This window comes from Micromonospora sp. WMMD1120 (assembly GCF_029626235.1).
GTDB lineage: Bacteria > Actinomycetota > Actinomycetes > Mycobacteriales > Micromonosporaceae > Micromonospora.
Window position 1 is genome coordinate 5,024,315 of sequence record NZ_JARUBO010000005.1, and the last position, 16,307, is coordinate 5,040,621.

Below are 16,307 nucleotides of genomic sequence, written 5' to 3' on the forward strand. Positions count from 1 at the left end.
ATGCCCGGCGTGGGGTCGCCGGAGTGGTCAACGACTGCGGGCGAGTGCCGCGCGGGCGGCGGGGGTCAGGGCGTCCCCGATGCGGTTGGCCAGCTCGGTCATCTCGTAGGAGACCTTGCCGACGTCGCACTCCGGGGCGGCGAGCACCAGCAACGAGGCGCCGTCGTTGAAGGCCATCGAGAACATGAACCCGCCCTCGAGCTGGGTGACGTTGGAGATCACCGCGCCGGCGTCGAAGAAGGCCGCCGCTCCGCGCAGCAGGCTGACCAGCCCGCTGCCCGTCGCGGCCAACTGGTCGGCCCGGTCCGGCGGAAGGTCGCGGGTGGCGGCCACCATCAGCCCGTCGCTGGAGATGGCGATGGCATGGCTGACCTCGGTCGCGCGCGCGGCGAAGGTGTCCAGCAGCCAGCCGAGATCCTGTTGGTCGCTCACGTGCTCTCCTGTCGCGTCAGGTGTTGCCGAGGTTGATCGGGGTGCGTCGCCGGTTCGCCACGCCCCGCGCGTACGCGGCCATCGCCGTGGCCACCTGCGCCGGGTCGCGGTACTCCGACCGTTGTTGCTGCTGCGGCACCGTCACGCCGCCGGGCACGAGGTGCCGTTGGGGCTGCCGTTTGGGCAGGCCGGAATTGGTGGTCGTGGCGACCTCGGGCGTGTGCGCCCGGGCGGCCGTGCGCCAGGCGTCGTCGGCGGGGCTGGACCACGCGTGGCCGTTCTGACCGTTCTGACCGTCGACGACGTCGGTCTGGAACCAGTGGTTGACCTGTTCGAAGATGAGCAACTCCTCGGTCGGCGCGTCACCCCGGTCCGGCGGGGGTGACGGGTGTCGGAAGACCGGCGCCGCCGGCAGGGTCCGCTCGGCCGGAGGACGGCCCGCGGTGGGCTCGGGGCGCGGTTGGTACGGCGGCGGAGGGCCGGCTCTGCGGGCCGCCCGCCGGGACAGCCGGCCCGGTGCGAGCAGGTACTCCTCCGGTGGCAGCGATCGGATGATCGTCGCCGGCAGGGTCGCCTCGGCGAGGGTGCCGCGGCGGGGGCCGCGGCGCAGTTGGACTGTCACGCCCAACCGCTGCGCGAGCTGACCCACGACGACCAGCCCCATCGCCCGGACGGCGGCCACGTCGATGGCCGGTGGGTGGGCCAGCAACTCGTTGAGCTGCTGCATCCGCTGCGGTGACAGGCCGACGCCCTCGTCGCTGATCTGGACGATGACGCGGTCACCCAGGCTCCGGCCGCTCACCCAGGTCTCGCTGCCCGGGGGAGAATACGTGGTGGCGTTGTCCATCAGCTCGGCGAGCAGGTGCACGACCTCGTCGACGGTCTTGGCCGCCACGGCGACGTCCCCGTCGACCATCCCGAGCCGCACCCGCGCGTAGTGCTCGATCTGCGACAGCGCGGCCTGGAGCACCTGTTGCAACGGGACGTCGCGTTGCCGTACGCGGCCGACGCCGACGCCGCCGAGCACCAGCAGGCTGGCGTTGATCCGGCCCATCCGGGTGGCCAGGTTGTCCAGCGTGTAGAGCTGGTCGAGGCGGTCGGGGTCGGTCTCGTCCCGCTCGACCAGGTCGACCTGGGCCAGGACGGCGTCGACGAGCCGCTGTTCGCGGCGGCTGAGGTGGATGAAGATGTCGGCGGTGTTGGCGCGCATGACGGCCTGTTCGGCGGCGGTGCGCACGGCGGCCTGGTGCACGGCGCTGAACGCCTGGCCCAGCTCGCCGATCTCGTCGTCGCTGGACGGTTCCAGGGCGGCGCTGGAGTGGTGCCGGGCGAGCCGGTCCGGGTCGACCGAGGCGCTGCCGGGCTGTTGGAGCTGGGCCACCACGGCGGGCAGCTGTTCGAACGCCACGGCGTTGGCGGCGTCCCGCAGGCGACGCAGCCGTCGGGTGATCTGCCGGGCGACGGCCCAGGTCACCAGCGCCGTCAGCAGCAGCGCGAGGAGTACGCCAACGGCCTCCGCGACGGCCCGACGGCGCTGGTCGGCGTGCGCGGCCCGGACGTCCTCGCGGACCGCGTCGTCGACCTGGCCACGCAGCTCGGCGAGGCGGGCGGCGCGCGTCTGGGTGGTCGCCACCCAGGCGGTGGTGTCCAGTTGCAACCGCGTGCCCGGCCGGGCCCGGGACACCTCGTCCTGCATGCGTTGCAGGGCGAGCGCGTCCCTGCCGGTGCCGGCCTGCTCCCACCAGACGCCCCACTCGTGCGGCGCCAGTGCCAGGAAGGACAGGCTCGACTCGGTGTAGCTGGTCCGGGCGGCGGTGATGTCCTGTTGCATGGCCGGGGTCAGCTCCCCGCCCGCTACCGCGCGGAGCACGGCAACCTGCTGTTGACCGATGGCCTCCGCGGTCTTCGAGAGGGCGGCCGAGGCCCGGATGCCGTCGGCGAGCACGGCGTCCACGACGCCGTGTGAGACGTTCTCCCGGAAGGTGATCAGGTCGGCGATGGCGATCCGGTAGCTGAAGGTCATCGCCGAGACCGACGCGTGTGTCGCCGTGCGGACCTGGGTCCGCAGCGGGGCGAGGCTGTTCAGCGAGTCGTCGATGCGGCGCAGCAGGACCCGGTTGGCGTCGGCGTCGGTGGACAGCCGCTCGCGCTGGGTGCGGTAGCGGGCGACGGAGTCGTCGGTGGCGGCGATCTCCGCGCCGAACGCGTCCTGCTGCTCCGGTCGGCCGTAGGTGAGCAGGTCGGCGGCGGCGACGCGCTCGCGTTGCAGCCGGTAGGCCAGGTCGCCGGCCTCCGCGCCGAGCTGGGCCAGGACCTGCAGGTCGTCGGCGCGGGCCGTCCGGCGTGCGCTTTCGGTCAGCGCGAGGCCGGCGAAGCCGATCACGGCGACGAGTGGGGCCGCGACGATGAGGCGCATCCGGCCGGCAATCTTCCAACCGCGTCGGCGGGTCGGGTAGGGTCTGGCCGCGTGGGACCGGGTGCTCGACGCCACTGTTTGACTCCCACGACTCGTCGATGACGGTCAATCCCGCACCTTGCCGAATGCAAGTCCCATTCGGCCGGAAGCCGCGCTCGGAGACCAGACCTGACCGTGGTACAAACTGCCCGTACCAGCATCTGTACCCAACGTCAGCGGACGGTGACGCCCCGAGGTGAGGTCGGGTCCGCGCGGTCAGCGCTGGTTGTCGAGGGGTTCGGCCGGCGGGCGCGGACGGTGCGTGTCGTCCGGGTCGGGCGGGCTGTTGAGCACCTGGCCGATCAGCTCCCGCAGCTCGTCGATCGCCTCCACCACGGCGCCGGGGTCGCGCGCGTCGCGCCGGCCACGTTGCCGCGGCACCTGTCGCTGCGCCGGGACCTGTTCCGGGGCGCGTGGGCCCCGGCGGCCGTCGGCGGCCATCTGCTCCGCCGCGACCTGGGGCCACAGCGCCGCCAGCCGGCCGCCGGTGCCCAGGACGTCGTCGCAGCGCAGCGCGAACTCGTGGCTGCCGAAGCGGCGACCCGACTCGACCGCCGCGACCGTCTCCCGACTGAACCGCACCAGCTCCGCCAGGGCCCGCTGGGTGAGGCCCCGTCGGACGCGACAGTTGCGCAACTCCCATCGGAACCGCTGGCTGGCCGCAGACTGCGCTGAGCTCGCCGGGGACGTGTGCTCCATGCGCTCACCTTCGTGGAACGGGCAGTCAGCAGCGGACGCCAGATCGAGATTGAACGATGTTCGAGGCATTCGCAGAGGGCAATTCTTAACCCAGAACGCGATGGGTGTGAAGACGTTCACGGCTGTGGATCGTTTCGCATTGCGGGAAAGTCGTGGTTCGGGCGGCCGGAGGCGCGTGCGGGTCGAGTGGCCGCGACCCGTTCCGCACGTGATCCGACCGCAGGTCAGTGCCGGTGACGGACGGCTCCCGATCAGGCGGCGCGTACGTCGGCCGATGCCGTGCGTCGTGCGGCGGGCAGGTCGTCGGCCGTCCTGCCGCCGATTGTCGCGAGCAACGTGTGATGCGCGCGAAACGCGACATTGGGTTTGTAGGAACGTCGCTGCGCCGCCGTCAGGCGGAGGTCGGGAATGGATTCGGCGAGTCGGGTGAGGGCGGTGCCGGCCTCAAGCCGAGCCAATCCCGCTCCGATGCAGAAATGGGGGCCGTGGCCGAACGAGAGGTGATTTCCCACATCCGCGCGGTGCGGATCGAACCGGTCCGGGTCGGCGAACGCCGAGCGGTCGCGATTGGCCGCGCCGATCATCAGCAGGCAGCGGGCTCCCGCCGGGATGGTCACCCCACCCAGTGTGACCTCCCGGCTGGTCGTCCGCAGCCAGCCGTCGATGGCCGGGGCGAACCGGAGCGTCTCGCCCACGAACGCGGGGACGACGCCCGGGTCCGCGACGATCGCCGACCACCAGCGCGGTGTGGACAGCGCCTGGTCGAGGGCGTGCGCGAGCAGCCCGGCGGTGGTCTCGTGGCCAGCGACGAGAAGGTTGAACGCCAGGCTCGCCACCTCGGGCACCGTCAGCACCGTGTCGTCGTCGTCCCGGTAGGCCAGGGCGCGGCTGATGAAGTCGCCATTCTCGTGCCCGGCACCCATCCGTTGGCGCACCAACTCCTCGCAGTAGTGCCAGAACTCCAGCAGGCCCTGAGCGAGGCGGACCTGCTCCGCCGGGTCCGGCTGACCCCAGACGAGGGCGATCTGACCGTCGGCCCAGCTGCGGACCCGTCCGATGTCGGCGGCGGGCACACCGAGGATGTCCAGGACCACGAGCAGGGGAAGCTCGGTGGCGAACTCCGGGATCAGGTCCACCTGCTCACCCCGACGGGCGGCGAGACGGGCCACCAGTTCGTCGACACGGCGTCGCACGATCGCGCCGTACTCGGCCTCGACCCGCTCGGCGGTGTTGGCGAAGGTCGCCCGCAGGGCCCGGCGGGTGCGGGGATGCGCCGGTGGGTCCGCGGCGGCCGTGGTGGGCGGCGCGTCGATCTGCATGATCACCTCCAGCGCCGCCGGGCACACCTCGTAGACCGGGGCCAGGGTGAGGGCGTTGACGAACGTCGTGGCGTCGGCGAGGGCGTACCGGACGTGGGTGTGTCTGCTGATCAACCACAGGCCCAGATCGTCGGCGTAGTGCACCCCGGCGGGATCGTCGAGAATGCGTCGCCACATCCGCGACGGATCGGTGAGATAGGTCCCGGTAAAGGGATTCAACCGCATGGAACGCCTCCCGGTGCACGCGGCGCCAAACCGGCAGCGCATCCATTTGGCGATCCACTCCAGCCGGGCCGATAATGGCGCGAAGCTGCCGCTGGCTTTTCACGGTGCGCTGGCTGGCCACGCAAGTCAAGAATGATGGTTATCTATTTTTTAAGCGGCCTGACCGCGGGTTGCAACGAGCAACCGGTCGCGGCCGAGTGCAACTTGCGGAGCGGACCTTTCCGGCGGGGGTGGCCCGAACGGCCAGCCGACCTCGGCGCGGTGCGGCCGACTCCGCTGTCGCTCATGACCGGAAGAACGACCTCCGCGACGGCTGGTGACGCAGCCGTCCGACCGCTTCGCTGGCGTGCCGCTCCTGATTCCTCGCGGGCACCCGCCACCTGCTGCCTCGGCGCGCGGCCGTGTGCCGTCGAGCGGTATACCTCAGAGGCATGTTTGTGACCCAGAGGTATACCGCTCCTCAGCGCACCCACCCCCGCCGAGGTGACCGACGGTCACCGGAGTGAGGTCTCCCGGCGGAAGGCCGGAAGGCTCACGGCGACCACGGGGCGGCGACGGCCCAGGTGCTGTCGGCGTTCCACAACGTCGGTGAGTTGTACGCCTCGCCGCCGGTGCCGTCGCTGAGCCAGACCTCCGCGTTGTAGTGCCGCAGGTACCTGCCCCGGAAGTTGTACGACTCCAACGACACGCCCGTGCCGGTCAGCCCCGTACGGGCGCACCAGGTGGCGTCGGCTCGCATGAGCGCGGAGCCGTCGTCGGGCGAGTTGCGGACCCGGGAGTTCTGGTGGCGGAGGTACTCCCCGGGGAAGTTGACCGACTCGAACGAGTAGCAGCCGCTGCCGGCCAGGCCGGCCCGGACGGTGTACGTGGCGTCGGCCTTGAGCAGGCTGGAGCTGGCGGCGTCGACCACCTCGGTGTGGGCCAGGCCGTCCCGGTGGCGTAGGTAGCGGTTGGTGTGGCCGGGCGTCGTCACCTGCAACGACCGTCTGGTGTTGACGGGCAGGGCGACGGGCGCCGAGCTGCCGATGGTCTTCGAGGCGTTGATCAGGGCGGTGTTGGCGGCGCGGACCCGCGCCTGGTCCATCTTGACCACGCGCCGGTCGTAGGTGAGGAACCCGTTCAACTCGCCTTCCAGGTCGGTGATCTCGGTGTAGACCGAGGCGCTGAGCCCTTTTCCGACCATCAGGTTCTGGGTGCCCTGCACCAGCCCGAGGTACCTGTCGGTGAGCGCGCTCGAACTGCCCTGCCACTCGTAGGCGAAGAAGCTGCCGTTCGGGCTGTACTCGTGGCCCGGCGTGTGCAGGCCCAGGCCGCCGAACTCGCCGAGCACCGCGATCCGGCTGCTCGACGGTACGGGGGAGTCCGGACCGAGGTAGACGTGCCAGTCGTCGATGTCGCCGTTGCCCGGGTCGCCGAGCGACTGGCAGCAGTTGTGGCCGCTGTGCGGGTTGACCAGGCGCGTCGGGTCCAGGTCCTTGATGGTCTGCGCGACCCGGCGGGTGTCGGCGAGGGACCGTTCACCCCAGCCCTCGTTGTACGGTGTGTACGCGACGACGGCGGGCGAGCTGCGGTGCTCGTCGACGATCTCGCGGGCCTCGGCCTCGAACTGCGCCTGCTGGGCGTCGGTGGGGTCGACGTTCTGCGCGGTCAGCGACGGGATGTCCTGCCAGACCAGCAGGCCGAGGCGGTCCGCGTGGTAGAACCAGCGCTGCGGCTCCACCTTGATGTGCTTGCGTACCATGTTGAAGCCCAGGTCCTTGTGCTTCTGCAGGTCGAACGCGAGGGCGGCGTCGGTCGGGGCGGTGTAGAGCCCGTCCGGCCAGTAACCCTGGTCCAGGGTGCCGACCTGGAACACGAACTGGCCGTTGAGCTTCGGTCGCAGCACGCCGTTGACCAGGCCGGTGCTGATCTCCCGCATGCCGAAGTAGTGGGTGGTCCGGTCCACGGCGGCGGACCCGGCGTTGCGCAGCGTGACCCGGAGGTTGTAGAGGAACGGGTCGTCCGGCGACCACCGGCGGGCGTTGGGCACCGGCACCGTGAAGTAGGTGAAGCCGCCGGTCGCCGAGCCGACCACAGTGCTCCCGTTGAGCGCCTCGGCGAGCACGCTGTGACCACTGACGTCGCCCCTGGTGAAGACGCGGACCCGCAGCGTGTTGGTCGCCAGGTTCGGGTAGACGTCCACGCTGCTGATCGAGGCGGTGGGCACCGGTTCCAGCCACACCGTCTGCCAGATGCCGGAGTTGGGCGTGTAGAAGATCCCGCCCGGTGTCTTGGTCTGCTTGCCGATGGCGGGCAGGCTGCCGTTCTGCCGGGTGTCGGTGGGATCCCAGACCTTGACGACGATCTCGTTCGCCCCGGCGGTGAGCTGGGAGGTCACGTCGAAGGTGAAGGCGTCGTAGCCGCCGGTGTGCGCACCGACCCGGACGCCGTTGACCCAGACCGTGCTCTGCCAGTCGACGGCCCCGAAGTGCAGCAGGGTACGCCGGCCGGACCAGTTCGCCGGGATGGTGACGGTGCGCCGGTAGAACAGGTAGTTGCGGTTGTCGTTGGCGGCCCGTTGGATGCCGGACAGCGCGCTCTCCACCGGGAAGGGCACGTTGACCCGCTCGGGCAGGTTGACGCCGAACTGCGGGGCGTCGTCGGTGCTCGACTGGCGTAGCTGCCACTCGCCGTTGAGGTTGAGCCAGTCCGGTCGGGTCATCTGTGGTCGCGGGTACTCGGGCAGCGGGGTGCCGGCCAGCGCCTGGCTGGTCCACGGCGTGGTCAGCGGGGGCGTCTTGGCCGGCGCGGCCTGCGCCCGCGTGGCCGGCGTGGTGAGGGCGCCGGCGACCAGGGCGAGGATGAGCAGCAGCGGCAGGGCGGGGCGGATGGGGACCTGACGTGTCATGCCGTCTCCGGGGGCGAGTCGCCACGGGCGGTGCGGCCGTGCCCGAGGCGCGTGGGTGGTGGGCATCGGGTGGTCGTCGGCGGGGGACGGGCGTCAGCAAACGAATGTCGGTGGGATTTCCACGGGCCAACGACGCTCAATATATTGACATTCATCATCGCCTCTATAACGTTATAGAGCCTCGCCGGGTAGCTCGTCAATGCTGCGCCGAACCGCCCGTCGGAATACGCGGAGGATTGCTGGATGGGCGTCACCCTCAAGGACATCGCCAGGCATGCCGGCGTCTCGCTGGCCACCGTCTCGAACGTGGTCAACGGCTACCGGCCGGTGGGTGAGCGCACCCGGCAGCGGGTGCGGCAGGCGCTCGACGAACTCGGGTACAGCCCCAACCTCGGTGCCCGGCACCTGCGGCGGGGACGCACCGGCCTGATCGCCCTGGCCATCCCCGAGTTGAGCAACCCCTACTTCGCCGAGCTGGCCGAGATCGCCATCGCCGAGGCCGCCGGGCTCGGCTACACGCTGGTCATGGAGAACACCGCCGCCGACCGGGAGACCGAGCTGTCGCTCCTCGGCGGCTCCCACCGGCACATCATCGACGGCCTGATCCTCAGCCCGGTCCGGGTCGGCCGCGCGGAGGTGCTGGCGCGGACCCCGGACACCCCGCTCGTGCTGATCGGCGAGGGCGTCCACGACGTGCCGTACGACCACATCGCCATCGACAACGTCGCTGCCAGCCAGGCCGCGATCCAGCATCTCGTGGCGATCGGTCGTCGCCGGATCGCGTTCGTCGGCGCCACCGGCGGCGGTGACCGGCAGTCTGCCCACCTGCGCGTACGCGGCTACCGGGAGGCCCTCGCCGCCGCCGGCCTGCCCTACCGTCCGGGGCTGGTCGCCCACACCGACGCGTTCGGTCGACACGACGGTCACCGGGCCACCCGGGCCCTGCTCGCGCTCGCCGAACCGCCGGACGCGGTGTTCTGCTACAACGACCTGGTGGCGATCGGCGCGCTGCGCGCGCTGGCCGAGGCCGGCCGCCGGGTGCCCGAGGAGGTCGCCGTCGTCGGCATCGACGACATCCAGGAGGGGCGCTTCAGCACCCCGACCCTCACCACGATCGCCCCGGACAAGCGAGAGATCGCCCGCCTGGCCGTACGCCGTCTCGCCGCGCGCATCGAGGGCGCTGAGGTGACCGCGCCACTGAGCGTCCAGACCCCGTTCCGGCTCGTCAGGCGGGAGAGCACCGGCGTGCCGCCCGAATGACGGCGGTCGGCGACGCGGCGCGACGCGCGATCCATCGTCTCGGTGGTAGGACCCAGAGAGGATGACCCACTAGATCCATCATCCTCAATATGATGACCGCTATCTCGACTGCCGGTGCGCTCACGAGGCGTGCCATCCTGAAGCGGAGGAATGCATGGTTCGCTGGCGTACCCTCACCGGCCTGCTGGCCACCGGGCTGGCCGCGGTGACCGCGGCCACCCTCACCCTCACCGCGCCGGCCGCCGCGGCCGATAACCCCATGACGCCGAACGTCGTCGGCGGCACGCGTGCCGCGCAGGGTGAGTTCCCCTTCATGGTACGGCTCTCGATGGGTTGCGGCGGCGCGCTGTACAGCCCCCGGCTGGTGCTCACCGCCGCGCACTGCGTGGGCGCGACCGGCACCAACACCAGCATCACCGCCACGCTCGGGGTGGTCGACCTCCAGTCGACGTCCGGCCGGATCACCGTCCGGTCCAACTACGTCTACCGTGCCCCCGGCTACAACGGCGCCGGTCGGGACTGGGCGCTGATCCGGTTGGCCAGCCCGGTCAGCGGGCTGAGCACCCTGCCGATCGCCACCACCACCGCGTACGACAGCGGCACCTTCACCGTCGCCGGCTGGGGCGCGGCGCGCGAGGGCGGCGCCCAGCAGCGCTACCTGCTCAAGGCGACCGTCCCGTTCGTCAGCGACTCCACCTGCAACTCCTACTACGGCGGCGACATCATCGCCGCCCAGGAGATCTGCGCCGGGTACGCCAGTGGCGGGGTGGACACCTGCCAGGGTGACTCCGGCGGTCCGATGTTCCGCCGCGACGCCTCCAACGCCTGGATCCAGGTGGGCATCGTCAGTTGGGGCAACGGGTGCGCCCGACCGAACTACCCGGGCGTCTACACCCAGGTGAGCTACTTCGCCTCGTCGATCGCCTCGGCTGCGGCGAGCCTCGGCGGCTGACCGTACGCGCGCTCGGGCGGCCCGGACGGCACGGTCCGGGCCGCCCGTTCGTGTCGTCGCCGACGGGTGAACGCGAGTGGGCGATCCGACAGAAACGGCGGGCCGCGCGTGCGGCGCCGGCCGCAACGGTGATGATGGGCCGGTGAAGATCCTGTCCATCCAGTCGTCGGTCGCCTACGGTCACGTCGGCAACTCCGCGGCTGCCTTCCCGCTACAGCGACTCGGGCACGAGGTCTGGCCGGTGCTGACCGTGCACTTCTCCAACCACACCGGGTACGGCGCGTGGCGCGGGCCGATGCTGCCGGCCGCCGACGTGGCCGAGGTGATCGCGGGCATCGCCGACCGAGGGGTCCTCGGTAGCGCCGACGCGGTGCTCTCCGGCTACCAGGGCGACCCGGCCATGGGGGCGGTGATCCTGGACGCGGTGCGGGCGGTCAAGGCGGCCAACCCGGCGGCGGTCTACTGCTGCGACCCGGTGATGGGCGACGCCGGTCGCGGGATGTTCGTCCGCCCCGGCATCCCTGAATACCTGCGCGACACGGTCGTGCCCCGGGCCGACATCATCACGCCGAACCACTTCGAGCTGGACTTCCTGGCCGGCCGTACGACGACCTCGCTGGCCGAGGTGCTCGACGCGGTCGACGTCGTCCGCGCGACCGGGCCACGGCACGTCCTGGTGACCAGCGTGCTGCACGGCGACCTGCCGCCGGACTCGCTGGAGGTGGTGGCCGTCTCCGACGAGGGCGCCTGGGCGGTGACCACCCCGCTGCTGCCGATCAACCCGAACGGCGGAGGCGACGTCACCGCCGCGCTCTACCTCGCGCACCTCTGGACGACCGGCTCGCCCGCGACGGCGCTGGAGCGGACCATCGCCTCGGTCTTCGCCGTCCTGGAGGCGACGCTCGCGGCGGGCACCCGGGAGATCCAGCTGATCGCGGCCCAGAACGTGATCGCCGACCCGCCGGCCCGGTTCACCGCCCGCCGGCTGCGCTGACAACCGGCGGGCAGCCCCAGCGGCTGGGTCGCCGGGCGGACACCCGACCACGGCCCGCAGGCCGCTGCCGCGCCGGCGACGGAGAACCGGCCACGGCCCGAGAGCCGCTGCCGCGCGGGCGGCGGTCAGCGGCTCTCGGGGACGGCCATCTCGCCGAGCAGCGACCAGTCGGTCTGCGGCACCGTGGCGTTCACGATGCGCGGGGTCTCGGCCAGGTGCGGCGGCAGGGTCTCCTGGGCGGCGCGGAAGTGCGCGGACCCCACGTGGGCCCCGCCGGCCTCGTCGTCGCGGAAGGCCTCGACCAGCACGTACTCGGTCGGGTCGTCGAGGCTGCGGGACCAGTCGAACCACAGGCATCCCGGTTCGGCCCGGGTCGCCTCGGTGAACTCGGCCGTGATCCGCGGCCAGTCGTCGGCGTGCTCGGGCCGGACCCGGAACTTGGCGGTAATGAAGATCATGGCCCCAGGCTACCGTTCACCGCAGCCGGCGGATGTCGCCGAAGGCGCGGTAGAACCCGCCCCGACTGGACTCGCGAACCTCGGTGACCAGGTAGCGCGCCCCCGGCTCGCGGATGCCCTTGGGGAACTGCACCGACCAGTCCCGCCGGTAGCCGTCGGAGAGCACCTGGACCCGCAACCGCCCCCGGTCGTCCAGGCACTGCACCACCACACCGCCGCCCAGGTCGCTCGTCACCTCGACGAGCGTCGGCTCCACCGGCCGTGGGGCCTCGCGCGGCGCCTTGATGTCGCGCACCTGCGGCACGTCGCCGGCCTGGGCCGCGCGGATCGCCGGCTCGCTCGCGTCGACGCAGGCCAGGTGACCCGCTGTGGTGACGACGTAGAGCCGGTCGTCGTGGTATTGCATGGAGTAGGCGGAGCCGCAGCCGGTGCCGAGCTTCCACAGCCGGGTGCCGTCCGCGTCGAAGCAGTAGATCGAGGACTGGCTGTCACCGGCGAAGACGAACCGGCCGCCCTCGGCGGTGGCGCAGGAGAAGACCGGGGCGTCGCACAGATAGGTGCGCTCGTGCCGGCCCGTCTTGGACAGCCGCACCACCTCGCGGCTGCTGGTGCCGGCGAACACGCTGCCGTGCTCCTGCCAGCCGAAGAGCACCGAGCCCGTCCCGGTGTGCCACAACTCGCGCCCGGTGCGCCACTCGTAGCCGGTCACGCCCTGCGAGTGGCCGTGGTAGATGGCGTCGGCGTCGCACCGGACCATCCAGGCCGAACGCCCCCGCCCCGGCCGGCGCCACAGGAACTCGTCCTCGTGGTCGACGGCGGTGATCCCGCCGTCGGCGTCCGAGACGCCCAGCACGCCGTCGTGGATGTCCAGCCAGTAGATGTCGATCTCCGGGGCGATCGCGTACGCCACCCGGGGGATCTTGCCGGACAGGTCGTAGACGTTGCCGTCGTCGCATCCGGCGTAGACCCAGGCGTCGTCGGCGACGATGCACTTGACCCCGTCGGGCAGCCGCACCCGGCTGCGCACCTGGGCGTCGTGGTCGAGCGTGGTGATCACCCCGTGCTCGTTGCCGACCATGCAGTGCTGCCCGTCGACGAAGATGCCGAAGGCGGGTGCGCCGGAGTCGTAGCGCCAGAGCACCGGGGCGGTGCGGGCGGTGGAGCGGGTGCTGACGATCTGTCGACGGGACACGGCGCGTTTCTGCCGGACGCCGGGGACCGCCGGCGAGTAACCCTTGCGGACCTTCTCCCCGATCTTCTTCGCCGCCGCGGCCCGTGCTCGGGCGTTGTCCGGGTAGGCGCTCGCCTTGACCTGCCCCTGGTCACCGATCCGGCCGTAGCGCACGGTCAGCATGGCGCCGTCGACCACGACCTCGTAGAACTTGTGCGCACCATCCACTTCGGACAGTTCGAGGTAGGTCGTCTCCTGGGACATGAGGGCCTCCGAGGGGGTCAGCGATCCGCGCGGTCCGACCGGCGCGTCGACAGTGCCCACACGCTATCGAGCGCCCCCGACAGAATCCGCGGGCCCGCGAGCGGTCACCGCTGCGGCCAACGCACCGCGTCGTCGCGCAACACCGCGTGCGCCCCGACGGTCTGGTTGACGATCTGCGTCACCCGTACGTCGACCGCCACGCTGGCCAGCGCCACCGCGTCCGGGCGGCTCAGCCCGTGCAACCGCCGCATGTCTGCCCAGCGCGCGCGCCGCGGACCGCGACCGGCCCGACCAGCGCGTGCCCGTGCTCGGGCCGGTGCTGCGCGACCCGGGGCCGGTCCCGGTTCGGGCCGCCGGGGTACGGGCCGGCCGACCACCAGCAGTCGAGGGTGCGGTAGGTGACGGTGTCCCCGGGATCGATGGTGAGCACCGGCGCGAGATCGGGGGAGAAGTGCCCGTGCAGCGTCTCCCCGCCCGGTGTGAGGGTGTGTCGCATCAACGCAGGCTAGTAGTGCTTTGTTAGGTTCCGTGGCGTTTGTTGCGGTGTAAGGGTTTCACGGGTTGGTGGCAGGTGATGCAGGGTGCGCGGCGGGTGCCGGGCGCACCCGCCGCGCACGACTCGGTCCGGCGGTGTCAGCCGGAGGTGCAGGAGCGGATCTGCGGACGAGCGCCGCTGTTGCCGTTGGTCATCGTGGTGAAGCCGAAGGTGTTGCCGCTGCCGTTGGAGCGCATGGTCATGACCGTGCCGCTGCTGTCCCAGGTGGCGGTGCCGTTCCAGACGGTGGAGACCCGCTGTGGCGAGGTGAGGGCGACGACGACGGTCCAGGTGTTGGCGCCGCTGACCGTCACCGAGGTGTTGTAGCGGTCCCCCCACACGTTGGTGGTCGTGGCGGTCGCGGTGCAGGTGCCGCCGGACGGGGGCGGGGTGGTGGGGTTCGGCGGGGGAGTGCTGCCGTCGGGCGCGACCGCCCGACCGGTGGCCGGCGAGATCATGCCCGGACACAGGTTGCGGCTGGTCAGGTTGGCCATGATCTGCGGGATCGCGTCACGGGTGTTCTGGATGCCGTCGTGCATCAGGATGACCTGACCGGCCTGGAGGCGGCTGGCGTTGGCCACGATCTGGCTGACGCTGGCGCCGTTCCAGTCCTGTGAGTCCACGTCCCAGATCACCTGGCGCAGCCCGAGCGACGACGCGACGGACTGCAGGGTCGAGTTGGTCTCGCCGTACGGTGGCCGGAACAGCGCCGGCCGGATGCCGGTCGCCGACTGGATCGCCGAGTTGGTCTGCGACAGGTCGGACTGCATCTGCGACTGGCTCAGCGAGGTCATGTGGGCGTGGTTCCAGCTGTGGTTGGCGACCCACATGCCGGCGGAGACCTGTGCCTGCGCGGCCGACCGGTTGTTCTGGACGTTCTGCCCGACGTTGAACATCGTCGCCCGTGCGCCGTTGGCGCGTAGCACGTTGAGCAGCGCGCTGGTGCTGCCGGTCGGGCCGTCGTCGAAGGTGAGGCCGACGTATCCGTTGCAGGTGGCGGCGCTCGACGGCACCGAGGTGGCCGCGAGCACGACGCCGCACATCGCGACGGCGGTGGCCACGACGGCGAGCGCCGCGCGCAGTCGCTGTGACCACAGGGCCGTGCGGGGGAAGAGCCGGATCATCTGGTGCTCCTTCGCGCAGACCCGGACGCGCCCCGCTGCGTGGACAGCACGGTCCGGACAGGTGTGGTGGGTGTGGAGACCGAGCCGGTAGGCGTATCGACCTCAATGGATCGGAGTATTGCAGTGGGATTTCTGGGGCGTCAACAACTTCCGGAACACATCCGGAACAGATCAGCGTCGATGCGGGGGTTCTCGTCAGGCGTGCCTGCGCCGCCAGGGGGACGACCGACCATGTGAACGTGAACATTCGCCGCGCGGATATTCAGAAAAAGACCGGAAGTGCCGGCGGCCGGCAGTGGTGGTGACGAAGGCTAATAGTAAAGGTTGTGAACAGATAATGTTACAGTCACTCCTGTCGATGCCCTGCCCCGCCGGACGGGGCACTTGGAAGGAGTGAGCACATGACGAGACTGCGCGCGCTTGTCGCGCTGGCAGCGCTGGTCGTCGCCGCGGGGTTGGTGGCGGTCGTTCCGCCCACCGCCGCGTCGGCGGCGGACTGCTCGACGCCGTGGCAGGCCTCGGCCGTCTACTGGGGAGACGCCCGGGTCTCCCACAACGGCCGCAACTACCGGGCGAAGTGGTGGACCCAGAACGAGACGCCGCCCGGCACGACCGGCGTCTGGGAGGATCTGGGGGCGTGCGGGGGAGGGACCACGCCGCCCACCAACCCCGGGAGCTTCGTGGTCAGCGAGGCCCAGTTCAACCAGATGTTCCCAGGTCGCAACTCCTTCTACACGTACGCCGGGCTCGTCGCCGCGCTCAGCGCCTACCCGGCCTTCGCGCGAACCGGTAGTGCCACCGTCCAACGCCAGGAGGCCGCGGCGTTCCTGGCCAACGTGCACCACGAGACCGGCGGGCTGGTGTACATCGTCGAGCAGAACACCGCGAACTACCCGCACTACTGCGACCCCGGTCAGCCCTACGGCTGCCCCGCCGGTCAGTCCGCCTACTACGGGCGCGGGCCGATCCAGCTCAGCTGGAACTTCAACTACAACGCCGCCGGCAACGCCCTCGGGCTGCCGCTGCTGACCAACCCGTGGCTGGTGCAGACCGACGCCGCGGTGGCCTGGAAGACCGGAATCTGGTACTGGATGACCCAGAACGGTCCGGGCACCATGACCGCCCACAACGCCATGGTCACCGGCGCCGGCTTCGGTCAGACGATCCGCAGCATCAACGGCTCCATCGAGTGCAACGGCGGCAACCCCGCCCAGGTGCAGAGCCGCGTCACGAAATACCAGCAGTTCGTCGGCATCCTCGGCGTGTCCGCCGGCGCCAACCTCTACTGCTGATCCGTGGCCGGGCCCCGACGCGCCTCGTCGGGGCCCGGCCCGCGCGTGGCACGGGTGTGCGCGCCACCGACCGTTGACAGGGCGGCGGTACGACCGGAACTATCAGCGGACAGTTCACCGCCCGGACGCTCGTTGACCTTCAACCGGTATGACAACGATGTCAGGGCTGGACGACGCACCACCACCCGCTCCATCCCGCCCAGACCTTCGACGCGCTCGACCTGGTTCGAGTCGAAAGGC

At 71.1% G+C, this 16,307-nt stretch carries 14 protein-coding genes; 4 read left to right on the forward strand and 10 right to left on the reverse strand.

Features of this window, described 5'->3' with window-relative positions:
* Positions 1-27: 27 nt before the first annotated feature.
* From O7634_RS23010 to O7634_RS23030, 5 genes are all read right to left on the reverse strand, one after another.
* A complete protein-coding gene (locus O7634_RS23010; RefSeq protein ID WP_278152199.1) occupies positions 28-432 on the reverse strand; it encodes a roadblock/LC7 domain-containing protein in 405 nt (134 codons plus the stop codon).
* Positions 433-448: 16 nt separating this feature from the next.
* Complete coding sequence (locus O7634_RS23015) at positions 449-2,848, reverse strand: nitrate- and nitrite sensing domain-containing protein (RefSeq protein WP_278152200.1); 2,400 nt, start codon at positions 2,846-2,848, stop codon at positions 449-451.
* A 255-nt stretch (positions 2,849-3,103) separates the two neighbouring features.
* A complete protein-coding gene (locus tag O7634_RS23020; RefSeq protein WP_278152201.1) occupies positions 3,104-3,586 on the reverse strand; it encodes a helix-turn-helix transcriptional regulator in 483 nt (160 codons plus the stop codon).
* Between the two features lie 251 nt (positions 3,587-3,837).
* Complete coding sequence (locus O7634_RS23025; RefSeq protein WP_278152202.1) at positions 3,838-5,130, reverse strand: cytochrome P450; 1,293 nt, start codon at positions 5,128-5,130, stop codon at positions 3,838-3,840.
* Between the two features lie 532 nt (positions 5,131-5,662).
* The gene (locus O7634_RS23030; protein WP_278152203.1) at positions 5,663-8,017 is read right to left on the reverse strand and encodes an AbfB domain-containing protein; all 2,355 of its coding nucleotides are present in this window, start codon (positions 8,015-8,017) and stop codon (positions 5,663-5,665) included.
* A 243-nt stretch (positions 8,018-8,260) separates the two neighbouring features.
* Here O7634_RS23030 and O7634_RS23035 point away from each other — a divergent pair, with 243 nt between their 5' ends.
* The 3 genes from O7634_RS23035 to pdxY all read left to right on the forward strand — a co-directional run bounded on the left by O7634_RS23035 (position 8,261) and on the right by pdxY (position 11,223).
* Positions 8,261-9,277, forward strand: coding sequence for a LacI family DNA-binding transcriptional regulator (locus O7634_RS23035; protein WP_278152204.1), 1,017 nt, complete (start codon positions 8,261-8,263; stop codon positions 9,275-9,277).
* A 154-nt stretch (positions 9,278-9,431) separates the two neighbouring features.
* Positions 9,432-10,229, forward strand: coding sequence for a serine protease (locus O7634_RS23040; RefSeq protein ID WP_278152205.1), 798 nt, complete (start codon positions 9,432-9,434; stop codon positions 10,227-10,229).
* Positions 10,230-10,371: 142 nt separating this feature from the next.
* The gene (gene pdxY / locus O7634_RS23045) at positions 10,372-11,223 is read left to right on the forward strand and encodes a pyridoxal kinase PdxY (protein ID WP_278152206.1); all 852 of its coding nucleotides are present in this window, start codon (positions 10,372-10,374) and stop codon (positions 11,221-11,223) included.
* A gap of 125 nt (positions 11,224-11,348) precedes the next feature.
* On the opposite strand, the gene O7634_RS23050 is transcribed toward pdxY, so the two are convergent.
* The 5 genes from O7634_RS23050 to O7634_RS23070 all read right to left on the reverse strand — a co-directional run bounded on the left by O7634_RS23050 (position 11,349) and on the right by O7634_RS23070 (position 14,775).
* Complete coding sequence (locus O7634_RS23050) at positions 11,349-11,681, reverse strand: putative quinol monooxygenase (protein WP_278152207.1); 333 nt, start codon at positions 11,679-11,681, stop codon at positions 11,349-11,351.
* 16 nt (positions 11,682-11,697) lie between these two features.
* Positions 11,698-13,116 carry a WGR domain-containing protein gene (locus tag O7634_RS23055; RefSeq protein WP_278152208.1) on the reverse strand — a complete coding sequence of 473 codons (1,419 nt, stop codon included), beginning with the start codon at positions 13,114-13,116 and terminating at the stop codon, positions 11,698-11,700.
* Positions 13,117-13,220: 104 nt separating this feature from the next.
* Positions 13,221-13,367 (reverse strand): hypothetical protein, encoded by a 147-nt coding sequence (locus tag O7634_RS23060; RefSeq protein ID WP_278152209.1) that lies wholly within the window; start codon positions 13,365-13,367, stop codon positions 13,221-13,223.
* On the reverse strand, positions 13,346-13,612 hold the full coding sequence (locus O7634_RS23065) for an acetamidase/formamidase family protein (RefSeq protein ID WP_278152210.1): 267 nt from the start codon (positions 13,610-13,612) through the stop codon (positions 13,346-13,348). The genes O7634_RS23060 and O7634_RS23065 overlap by 22 nt, the downstream gene beginning before the upstream one ends.
* 137 nt (positions 13,613-13,749) lie before the next feature.
* The gene (locus O7634_RS23070; RefSeq protein ID WP_278152211.1) at positions 13,750-14,775 is read right to left on the reverse strand and encodes a polysaccharide deacetylase family protein; all 1,026 of its coding nucleotides are present in this window, start codon (positions 14,773-14,775) and stop codon (positions 13,750-13,752) included.
* A 401-nt stretch (positions 14,776-15,176) separates the two neighbouring features.
* Here O7634_RS23070 and O7634_RS23075 point away from each other — a divergent pair, with 401 nt between their 5' ends.
* Positions 15,177-16,067: a glycoside hydrolase family 19 protein gene (locus tag O7634_RS23075; RefSeq protein WP_278152212.1), complete on the forward strand. Its 891-nt coding sequence runs from the start codon at positions 15,177-15,179 to the stop codon at positions 16,065-16,067.
* Positions 16,068-16,307 lie beyond the last annotated feature (240 nt).

Excerpts from the sequence above, each read along its gene's own strand:
- O7634_RS23065 (WP_278152210.1), bottom strand. The coding sequence starts at position 13,612 with ATGCGACACACCCTCACACCGGGCGGGGAGACGCTGCACGGGCACTTC.
- O7634_RS23050 (WP_278152207.1), bottom strand. The coding sequence starts at position 11,681 with ATGATCTTCATTACCGCCAAGTTCCGGGTCCGGCCCGAGCACGCCGAC.
- O7634_RS23070 (WP_278152211.1), bottom strand. The coding sequence starts at position 14,775 with ATGATCCGGCTCTTCCCCCGCACGGCCCTGTGGTCACAGCGACTGCGC.
- O7634_RS23015 (WP_278152200.1), bottom strand. The coding sequence starts at position 2,848 with ATGCGCCTCATCGTCGCGGCCCCACTCGTCGCCGTGATCGGCTTCGCC.
- O7634_RS23035 (WP_278152204.1), top strand. The coding sequence starts at position 8,261 with ATGGGCGTCACCCTCAAGGACATCGCCAGGCATGCCGGCGTCTCGCTG.
- O7634_RS23030 (WP_278152203.1), bottom strand. The coding sequence starts at position 8,017 with ATGACACGTCAGGTCCCCATCCGCCCCGCCCTGCCGCTGCTGCTCATC.
- O7634_RS23020 (WP_278152201.1), bottom strand. The coding sequence starts at position 3,586 with ATGGAGCACACGTCCCCGGCGAGCTCAGCGCAGTCTGCGGCCAGCCAG.
- O7634_RS23040 (WP_278152205.1), top strand. The coding sequence starts at position 9,432 with ATGGTTCGCTGGCGTACCCTCACCGGCCTGCTGGCCACCGGGCTGGCC.
- O7634_RS23025 (WP_278152202.1), bottom strand. The coding sequence starts at position 5,130 with ATGCGGTTGAATCCCTTTACCGGGACCTATCTCACCGATCCGTCGCGG.
- O7634_RS23075 (WP_278152212.1), top strand. The coding sequence starts at position 15,177 with ATGACGAGACTGCGCGCGCTTGTCGCGCTGGCAGCGCTGGTCGTCGCC.
- O7634_RS23055 (WP_278152208.1), bottom strand. The coding sequence starts at position 13,116 with ATGTCCCAGGAGACGACCTACCTCGAACTGTCCGAAGTGGATGGTGCG.
- O7634_RS23060 (WP_278152209.1), bottom strand. The coding sequence starts at position 13,367 with ATGCGGCGGTTGCACGGGCTGAGCCGCCCGGACGCGGTGGCGCTGGCC.